The organism is Paenarthrobacter sp. NPDC090522, assembly GCF_044769225.1.
Taxonomy (GTDB): domain Bacteria; phylum Actinomycetota; class Actinomycetes; order Actinomycetales; family Micrococcaceae; genus Arthrobacter.
Map to the genome: position 1 here is coordinate 1 of NZ_JBIVXL010000042.1, position 8,809 is coordinate 8,809.

An 8,809-nucleotide genomic window follows, 5' to 3' on the forward strand; every position below is an offset into this window, starting at 1 on the left:
CCACCCTCAACCTCGAAACCCCAGCCAACCGGCTTAACCAGCTGCTACAAGCGGCCTAACCCCCCAGCGTTGCTCCCACCCCTTGACTCCGCCGGGCTCATAACGTGCACAAATGCGACCTACTTGGGTGCGTAAGGCGGAAGGTCAGCCCACCCGGTCCAGCATGTCCGGGTAGCTCTGGGCATAGATGTCCTTCACGATCCGCAGCGACTTGGCCGCCTCGGCAGGGCTGATCCAGAACGGCTCGGGATGGTTGAGCCTGGCGTAGAAGTCCCGGATCAGCAGCTCATGGGAAACGCCCCAATAGGCCCGGCCTCCGGACTCCAAGGCGCGCTCGGGAATCACGTCCACTCTGCCGTCGGCGTACGTGACGGTCAGCTCGCCGCGGAGGCTCAGGGTGGCGTTCTCCGTAACGATGTCCAGCGTCACGGGTGCGTTCACGGCATTGGCCAGCGTTGCGAAGAAGACGCTGCGGGCTCCGTTCTCGTGCTCGGCAACAAACTCGGCGGTGTCCTCCACCTCGATCACGCCGGCAAGCGCCCGGGTGGATGCACGGCCTTCCACTTTCGCTACGTCACCCACCAGCCACTGCAGCAGGTCCACGGTGTGGATGGCCTGGTTCATCATCAGCCCGCCACCACCTCCGGCCCACGTGCCACGCCACGGCCGGTCGCGGTAGTAGTCACCCGAACGGTGCCACATCACAGTGGCCGACGCCCCGAGCACCTGGCCCAGCGTGCCGCCGTCGAGCAGTTCCCGCATGGCTTGCGACGTCGCGTTGTAGCGGTTCTGGAAACACACGGCGATCTTCGCCGTGCTCCGTTCCGCCACCTCGATCAGCCGACGCCCCTCTTCAAGAGTGTGCGCAAGCGGCTTTTCGACGATCACGCTGACGCCGGCCTCCAGGCAGTCGGCGGCAATCGAGGCGTGGAGGTGGTGCGGCGTGCAGATATGCACGACGTCGGGACGCACCTTTTCGAGCAGGTCGAGGTGGCTCGCGTACCCCGGGACGCCGTGGGCAGCTGCCGCCGCTTCCAGGCGTTCGGGATTGGTATCGCAGACCGCAACCAATTCGGCATCTGCCAAGGTTGCCAGCGCCGCGAAATGGACACTCGATACATCACCGCAACCGATGACAGCCGCTGTTGGCATGTTCCTGCTCCTTCGAAGGAATGGGTTGGTTTTGGGTCGCCGTGGTGTGCGCGGCGCTGTTATGTGCCGGGCAGGCCAGGGGCCCTAGTTGGCGGACGCCAAGGCTGGCGAGTGCGCCGGTTGCCGGACGCCCTGGGCTCACGCCAGGCTGACGCCGTTCTTGGCGGCCAGCCCGGCAAACGCCCGGGCAGCGACGCCGAAGGCCACCGGCCCGGAGAAGCCGCCGAGTTCGTGCGCCTGGGCCAGATGCGGCTCCAGCGAGGCGAACCCGCCGAACCCGTCTGCGGCGAGTGCGGCGATGGTTTCTTCGAGTTCACCATCGCCCTCGCCGGACGGCACCACCTCGCCCGTCGATGCCAGCGCGTCCTTCACCTGAAAGTACTCGAGGTACGGGCGCAGGATGGCATAGCCCTGGGTGTAGGGCTTGACGCCCACCTGGACAAAGTTGGCGTTGTCCCAGGCAACCCGGAGCGCCGGCGAGTTCACGGCTTCCATGATGTCCAGGACACGCTCCGGGGTATCTCCGTAGATACCCTTTTCGTTTTCGTGGAGGAGGACAACGCCTTCCTTTTCGGCCACCTGCGCCAGCGCTGCCATGCGTTCGATCACGGCGTCGCGGATATCTTCCTGGGTCTGGCCTTCGCCGCGGTAGAAGGAGAAAATCCGGACGTACGTGGTGTCCAGGCCCTTGGCCACGGAGATGATCTGCCGCAGCCGTTCCACTTCATGCTCCACGGGGAGGCTGACGTCGACTTTTCCGATCGGGCTGGCCACCGCGGAGACTTTCAGGCCCTTTCCGTCGAGGATGGCTTTGAGGCGCTCGACGTCGACCGGCGCCAGTTCCGAGACGTTGGTCCCCCAGGCGCTGCGCACTTCGATATGGCTCGCGCCGAGTGCAAGGAGCACCGCAGCCTGGATGGTGGGGTCGGGGTCTACTTCATCGCCGAAACCTGACAGGCTCCACACGGCGCTGGGTTGAGTCACAAAATCTCCTTGATGTACCGGCGATACCCTGATCGGAATGCGCGCGGTGATGCAGTTCACAGCGGGTCTTGTCCGTTTGAGTCTAGCTATCTTGGCACGTTATTGACAACCGATTGCCAAAAGTTTGCAAGTGTGGCACGGTTGATCCACACTGTGGCAGTGGTCACAGCAGGATTCCACGCTCACGGAATCCTTTGTTCAGAGAGGAACGCCCATGGCGACGCCACCCGTGGCAGCAGACCGTCCTGCCACCATCCATGACATTGCCGCGCTGTGCGGCGTCGCAGCGTCAACCGTCTCACGGGCACTGACCAATCCCGACCGCGTGAATATCCGCACCCGGCAGCGGATCCAGGCAGCCGCCGTCGAACTTAACTACACGCCGAACTCCCAGGCGAAGGCGCTGAGTTCCGGGAAGACCGGAGCCGTGGGCGTCCTGGTCCCGGATATCACCAACCCGTTCTACTTCGACCTCATCCGCGGGACGCAGCTCCAGCTCAAGGCCGCCGGTTACACGCAGCTCCTGGTGGACACCGAGGAGTCGGACGAGGTTGAGGCCAGCACCTTGGAGCAACTCCGGAAGAGCGCCGACGGGGTTATTGTTGCGGCGTCCAGGCTCAACGACTCCTCGCTTTCCGAGGCGGCGCTGCGGATGCCCATGGTCACCGTCAACCGGGACGTGGACGGCGTGCCGGCAGTCATCATCGATACGCCGTCGGCCATGACGCAGGCGCTCGACCACCTCATCTCACTGGGGCATACGTCGGTGGCCTACCTTTCGGGCCCCGTCGTCTCCCAATCAGGCTCCCGCCGCTGGGCCGTCCTGTCCGCAGCAGCGGAGGACCGCGGGATCGACCTGCGCCTCCTTGGCCCGTTTGCCCCGAAGACCCAATCCGGGGCAGCGGCCGCAGATGCCGCCGTCCACAGTGGCGTCACGGCGTGCATTGTCTTCAATGACCTCATTGCCATCGGGATGCTGCAACGCCTGCGCGAACGGGGCATCCGCGTGCCGGAAGACATGAGCATCGTAGGCTGCGACGACATCTTCGGTGCCGACTTCTGCAACCCGCCACTGACCACGCTGAGCTCACCGATTGAACAAGCCGGCCGGGTGGCGGTATCCATGCTGTTGGCCCAGCTCAATCCCCTGGCCGGCGGGGGCAGCCGGAGCCGTTCGGTCATGCCCACGCATCTCACGGTCCGCGGCTCCACCGGCCCGGCACCCAGCTCCACCCGCCCCGCCCCCAAGTAAGTCGCATTTGTGCGCGTTTTGAGCGCTCAAAACGCGCACTACTGCGACTTAGTTGGGCCGGGCGGGGCAACATGGTTGAGCGGTCACAACCGCGCTGGCTAGTGTTGAACACATGCGCGAACTCCAGGCCAAGATCATCGAGGAAATGGGCGTCCAGCCCCGGATCAATCCCGCAGAGGAGGTTCGCAAACGGGTTGCCTTCCTGAAGGACTACTTGAAGGCCACGGGCACCAAGGGCTTTGTGCTCGGCATCTCCGGCGGCATCGACTCGTCGCTGGCAGGCCGGCTGGCCCAGTTGGCCGTCGAGGAGCTTGAAGCCGAGGGCGTTGAGGCCAACTTCGTCGCCGTCCGCTTGCCTTACGGCATCCAGCACGACGAAGACGATGCCCAGGCAGCCCTGGACTTCATCAAGGCCAAGACCGAGTGGACGTTCAACATCTCCCAGGCCGTGGACGGCTTCGAGGAGGAGTTCGAGAAGACTACCGGCGCCGCGATCTCGGATTTCCACAAGGGCAACACCAAGGCCCGCGCCCGCATGATCGCCCAGTACGCACTGGCCGGCGAACACAACTACCTGGTGATCGGCACCGACCACGGCGCCGAGTCAGTGACGGGCTTCTTCACCAAGTTCGGCGACGGCGGTGCGGACATCCTCCCGCTGTTCGGCCTCAACAAGCGCCAGAACCGCGAGCTCCTGGCTGAACTGGGCGCTCCCTCGCGCGTGTGGGAAAAGGTCCCCACCGCCGACCTCCTGGATGGCAAGCCCGGCCGGACCGACGAGGACGAGCTTGGCATCACCTACGACCAGATCGACGATTACCTTGAGGGCCGCGACATCGCCGAGGGTGCAGCTGAGCTCATCGAGCAGAAGTACCTCCGGACCCGCCACAAGCGGACTGTTCCGGTCACGATCTTCGATACCTGGTGGAAGTAGCGTCTACCCCTTAGGTGCCACCTCACGGAACCACGCCTTATTCACGCACCACGCTTAACCACGACGGCGGGTGCGGACTTCACGCGAAGTCCGCACCCGCCGTCGGGCTTTAACAACGCTCTCTCACCAAACACCCCCCTCCCGCCAACCCTCTCTCACCAAACACCCTTCTCCCACCAACCCTCTCGCACCAAACACCCTTCTCCCACAAACCCTCTCCCACCAAACACCCTTCTCCCACAAACCCTCTCCCACCAAACACCCTTCTCCCACAAACCCTCTCTCAGTACCCTTGACGATGCGATAGTTACCGATATATCGTTAACTATCGCCGATACTCGATCGGTGATACCTATCGAAAGGACGATGCTGTTATGAAAGGCATCCACGAACACCACGAAAATTCCTTCCCAGAGCACGGCGACGACTCCCACGGGCGCGGCCGATTCAACCGGGGCAAGGGCCGGCGCGGTCCGGGCGGCCACGGCGGAGGCGGGTTTGGTCCGGGCTTCGGTCCCGGATTTGGCCCAGGCTTCGGACCCGGCGGGTTCGGCCCACGGGGCTTCGGCCCGGGTGGTCCGCGTCGCAACCGCGGCGACGTCCGGGCAGCAATTCTGTCGCTCTTGGCAGAGGCTCCCTCGAACGGCTACGGACTGATCAAGACCATTGCCGAAAAGACCTCCGGCGCCTGGCGTCCCAGCCCCGGCTCGGTCTACCCCACACTGCAGCAGTTGGTCGATGAAGGACTGATTGTCGCCGTCGGTGAGGGTCGCCGCACGGAATTCACCCTCACAGAAGACGGCCGCGCGTACATCGCCGAGCACGAGGAAGAACTGGCTAACGCCTGGAACACGGAGGCCGACTCCACCGGCGCAGCCTTCCACCAAAGCGTTGGAAAGCTCATGGGCGTCATCCACCAGTTCCGTTCCGCCGCCACCGACGAGCAGCGCCAGGCCGCCATTGAGAAGCTCGACGAGACACGTCGCGCGCTCTACCTGATCCTGGCTGACTAGTTTCGAATTCATCCCCTTGACCTTGACGTAACGTCAACCTCTACTGTCGAAGTACAGGCACAGGACGGAGGACGGATGGACTGGTCAATCCAGGAAATCGCCAAGATGGCAGGCACCACCAGTCGCACGCTGCGTCACTACGACGACATCGGGCTGCTGAAGCCAAGCCGGACCGCCAACAATGGCTACCGCTATTACGACGGTCCGGCACTGGTCCAGCTCCAGCGCATCCTGCTCCTGCGGGAACTCGGGCTGGGCTTGCCGGCGATATCGGACGTTCTTTCCCGGGAGACGGACACCGTCAAAGCCCTGAGCGGCCATCTGGAATGGCTCGGACAGGAACAGGACCGTCTCGCACGGCAGATCGCGTCCGTGCAGCAAACCATTGCGACATTGAAAGGGGATGGAAAGTACATGGCACAGGACATGTTTGACGGCTTTGACCACACTCAGTACAAGGACGAGGTGGAGGAGCGATGGGGCAAGGACGCCTACGCCGCGAGTGACGCGTGGTGGCGGGGAATGGGCTCCGAAGAAAAGCAGGCTTGGAAAGACAGGGCCCAGAGGCTGGGCAGCGACTGGATCGCCGCCGCTGGTTCCGGCGTTGCGCCGGACAGTGCCGAGGCACAGGATCTCGCACGGCGGCACGTCGAGTGGCTGCGAGGTATCCCGGGAACGCCCTCGGCGGCGCCCGGCGGTGACGTGAAGGGCTACGTTATAGGGCTGGGCGAGATGTACGTTGCCGATCCACGTTTTGCAGCCAACTACGGCGGGGAAGCCGGAGCCACCTTCGTACGGGACGCGCTGCGGGCCTACGCGGAGGCGAATCTGTAGAGCCCCGCGCTGAACCGGGTGACCCGGACACTGCAGTAGCATCACTTGCATGCCGAGCACGGTCCCTGCGTCCCCCGCTTCCTGGGGGCGATGCTATTTCGCGTTTCAATCCGGGGCCGGTTTGGCGTGGTGGATCTTGGTCTTCGGGTCCACTTGGGTTCGGGATACCACCCTGGGAGGGCTGGATCCGGTACTCGTCGCCATTTTCGACGTGCCGCTGTTCGTTATCGCATCTGCCGCGGCAGCGCTGGGAAGCAGGGCCGCCGCGAAGGTGACATCCGGCTGGACCGTAACTGTCGCCGTCGTACTTGGACTCTACGCGACCATCACGACGCACGCGGGGTGGGGCGTCCTGCTCATGGGCGCCGCCAGCGCGGGGTCGCTGGTGGCCGCGTGCCTCATGATGTTCGGGCGGGTTCCCACAGAGTGGATCCTCAAAGGGCCGTTTGCGTTCCGGGCCGCCCGCGAGAGTGGCACCGCGGTGCCCCATTTGGCCAGGACCATGCTGCAACTGCTGTTCTTTTGGGGGTTGTTCCTTGGCCTGATCCCCTGGATTCTGGCTTTTCTGGAACAGCGGTGGGGAGTTGCTGCCGTGCCTCCAGCAGGGGTAGGGGCCGTGGGGGCGTCGGTCTTCCTTTTAGGGAGTGCGCTCGGCGTGTCTTCTGCCATCACGATGTCGACGCTGGGGCGCGGGACTCCGCTGCCCTCGGCGATGCCCAACCGCTTGGTGATTGCCGGACCGTATCGATGGGTGCGAAACCCCATGGCCGTAGCGGGGATCGGGCAGGGGGTGGCCGTCGGCCTGATGCTGGGCTCGTGGATGGTAGTAACTTACGCCGCCGCGGGATCCCTGGTGTGGAACTATGCCGTACGACCACTCGAGGAGGCCGATCTGGAGGTACGGTTCGGCGAAGACTTCCGTAGTTACCGGGCCAACGTCCAGTGCTGGATTCCGAGGCTGCCCGCGCCCTCCTGACCTTCCCTGCAGTTTCATGTAACAATCCGCGGCGAATCACAATCTTGTAATTTCGATACTAGAATCCCCGAGGGCGTCCAGCCACAGGCGCTCTTCTATCGGCCGTTGACTCACGGTCCGATGTTCGAAATGGGGATTTTTTGTCTAATCACACTCCGCCCGATACGGGTTCTTTCCGGCTGCCCACCTCCACCATTTGCGTGGGCATCCTTGCTTTACTTTTGCTGGTGATCGGCGCTGGTGCCTCGGGCATCGGTGGGGTTCTCATCATGTTGGGGCTCTTTGCCCTGGTGACCGGTATCTACGTCGCCGCTACCGGACGACGCTCGTGGGCGCTGGTGCCCGGTGGTCGTCGTTCCGGGGCAATCGTGCTGACCGGCGCATTGGTCTTGTTCGTCGTGGGGGCCGCCCTGAGCCCGGCCAAGCCCAAGGAGAACCTTGAGGCATCACCGGCTGCTGCCGAAGCCCAGAAGTTGGTGGAATCCAGCACCTCCGCCAGCGCTACTCCGTCTCCAACGCCCTCGGAGTCTGATTCCGTCGCACCGATGGACCCCGAGACCACGACTGAACTCGCTGCCAGCGCCACTTACAAAGCTCCGCACGCCCAGCCGGCCTACGCTTCCAAAGCCCTCGACATCCTGGCAACCCTTGCCGTCAAGGGCCGTGCCCCGAAGACGGGATATGAACGCGAACAGTTTGGCCAGGCATGGGCTGACGTTGACCGCAACGGATGCGATACCCGCAATGACATCCTCAAGCGCGACCTCACCCAAGTGGCATACACCAACAGCGTCCCCTGCAAAATCCAGAGTGGGATGCTCGCGGACCCTTACACCGCCAAGTCCATCGACTTCCTTCGTGGTGCAACCACCAGCACCGCCGTGCAAATCGACCATGTGGTAGCACTCAGCGATGCCTGGCAGAAGGGCGCAAAGAAGTTGAGCTTGGAACAACGTACCGCGCTGGCGAACGACCCCCTTAACCTGCAGGCCACCGATGGTCCCACCAACCAACAGAAGAGCGACGGCGACGCCGCCACCTGGCTGCCGCCGAGCACGTCGTTCCGCTGTGAATACGTTGCGCGGCAGATCTCCGTCAAGGCCACCTACAGCCTCTGGGTAACGCAGGCCGAGCACGATGCCATGGCCCGGATCCTTGCGGATTGCCCGAACCAGGCTGCGCCAACCAACGAAAAGGCCCCAGCACCTGCGCCCACGCCGACTCCGGCAACTGTTCCCGCGACGGTAGCTGAGCCCGCACCCGCAGCCCCTGCGCCGGCGGCTCCAGCCCCGGCACCAGCCGCGCCGGCTGTCGTTCCGGCCCCGGCTCCAGCTCCCGCTCCTGCTCCTGCTCCTGCCTACTACGCCAACTGCGCGGCCGCGAAGGCGGCTGGGGCCGCTCCGCTCTACGCCGGACAGCCTGGATACCGCGCGGCACTCGACAGGGACAAGGACGGCGTCGCGTGTGAGTAGGGCTTTGTAGCTGAGTAAGACCAGATGATGCCTCCGCTGGGTCCAGCGGAGGCATCATTTTCGTTGGACACCTGTCTGTTGGAAAGGTTTCCACCTTGGTTTTCCACATAGGCGTTGTGGGTTGTTCTGTGGGTGTGGGGGTGGTGTCAGGGTTGGTTTATGGGAATCGGTGGTGGGTTTGAGGCGGTAGAG

The 8,809-nt window shown here is 63.9% G+C and carries 8 protein-coding genes; 6 read left to right on the plus strand and 2 right to left on the minus strand.

The features are described from left to right. Positions 1-144: 144 nt before the first annotated feature. Positions 145-1,152, minus strand: coding sequence for a Gfo/Idh/MocA family protein (locus tag ACIQT2_RS23785; protein WP_402951702.1), 1,008 nt, complete (start codon positions 1,150-1,152; stop codon positions 145-147). Between the two features lie 138 nt (positions 1,153-1,290). Further along, positions 1,291-2,136, minus strand: coding sequence for a sugar phosphate isomerase/epimerase family protein (locus ACIQT2_RS23790; RefSeq protein ID WP_402951705.1), 846 nt, complete (start codon positions 2,134-2,136; stop codon positions 1,291-1,293). 214 nt (positions 2,137-2,350) lie between these two features. Between ACIQT2_RS23790 and ACIQT2_RS23795 the strand changes: the two genes are divergently transcribed. The 6 genes from ACIQT2_RS23795 to ACIQT2_RS23820 all read left to right on the plus strand — a co-directional run bounded on the left by ACIQT2_RS23795 (position 2,351) and on the right by ACIQT2_RS23820 (position 8,617). Then, on the plus strand, positions 2,351-3,388 hold the full coding sequence (locus ACIQT2_RS23795; protein WP_400337316.1) for a LacI family DNA-binding transcriptional regulator: 1,038 nt from the start codon (positions 2,351-2,353) through the stop codon (positions 3,386-3,388). Between the two features lie 112 nt (positions 3,389-3,500). Then, a complete protein-coding gene (gene nadE / locus ACIQT2_RS23800; RefSeq protein ID WP_402951708.1) occupies positions 3,501-4,322 on the plus strand; it encodes an ammonia-dependent NAD(+) synthetase in 822 nt (273 codons plus the stop codon). A 374-nt stretch (positions 4,323-4,696) separates the two neighbouring features. Beyond that, positions 4,697-5,335, plus strand: a complete 639-nt coding sequence (locus tag ACIQT2_RS23805) for a PadR family transcriptional regulator (RefSeq protein ID WP_400337319.1) — start codon at positions 4,697-4,699, stop codon at positions 5,333-5,335. A gap of 75 nt (positions 5,336-5,410) precedes the next feature. Beyond that, complete coding sequence (locus ACIQT2_RS23810; protein ID WP_402951712.1) at positions 5,411-6,169, plus strand: MerR family transcriptional regulator; 759 nt, start codon at positions 5,411-5,413, stop codon at positions 6,167-6,169. A 49-nt stretch (positions 6,170-6,218) separates the two neighbouring features. Continuing rightward, positions 6,219-7,145 (plus strand): methyltransferase family protein, encoded by a 927-nt coding sequence (locus tag ACIQT2_RS23815; protein ID WP_402951714.1) that lies wholly within the window; start codon positions 6,219-6,221, stop codon positions 7,143-7,145. Positions 7,146-7,285: 140 nt separating this feature from the next. Beyond that, the gene (locus ACIQT2_RS23820) at positions 7,286-8,617 is read left to right on the plus strand and encodes a DUF1524 domain-containing protein (protein ID WP_402951717.1); all 1,332 of its coding nucleotides are present in this window, start codon (positions 7,286-7,288) and stop codon (positions 8,615-8,617) included. Positions 8,618-8,809 lie beyond the last annotated feature (192 nt).

Excerpts from the sequence above, each read along its gene's own strand:
- ACIQT2_RS23810 (WP_402951712.1), top strand. The coding sequence starts at position 5,411 with ATGGACTGGTCAATCCAGGAAATCGCCAAGATGGCAGGCACCACCAGT.
- ACIQT2_RS23785 (WP_402951702.1), bottom strand. The coding sequence starts at position 1,152 with ATGCCAACAGCGGCTGTCATCGGTTGCGGTGATGTATCGAGTGTCCAT.
- ACIQT2_RS23815 (WP_402951714.1), top strand. The coding sequence starts at position 6,219 with ATGCCGAGCACGGTCCCTGCGTCCCCCGCTTCCTGGGGGCGATGCTAT.
- ACIQT2_RS23805 (WP_400337319.1), top strand. The coding sequence starts at position 4,697 with ATGAAAGGCATCCACGAACACCACGAAAATTCCTTCCCAGAGCACGGC.
- ACIQT2_RS23795 (WP_400337316.1), top strand. The coding sequence starts at position 2,351 with ATGGCGACGCCACCCGTGGCAGCAGACCGTCCTGCCACCATCCATGAC.
- nadE (WP_402951708.1), top strand. The coding sequence starts at position 3,501 with ATGCGCGAACTCCAGGCCAAGATCATCGAGGAAATGGGCGTCCAGCCC.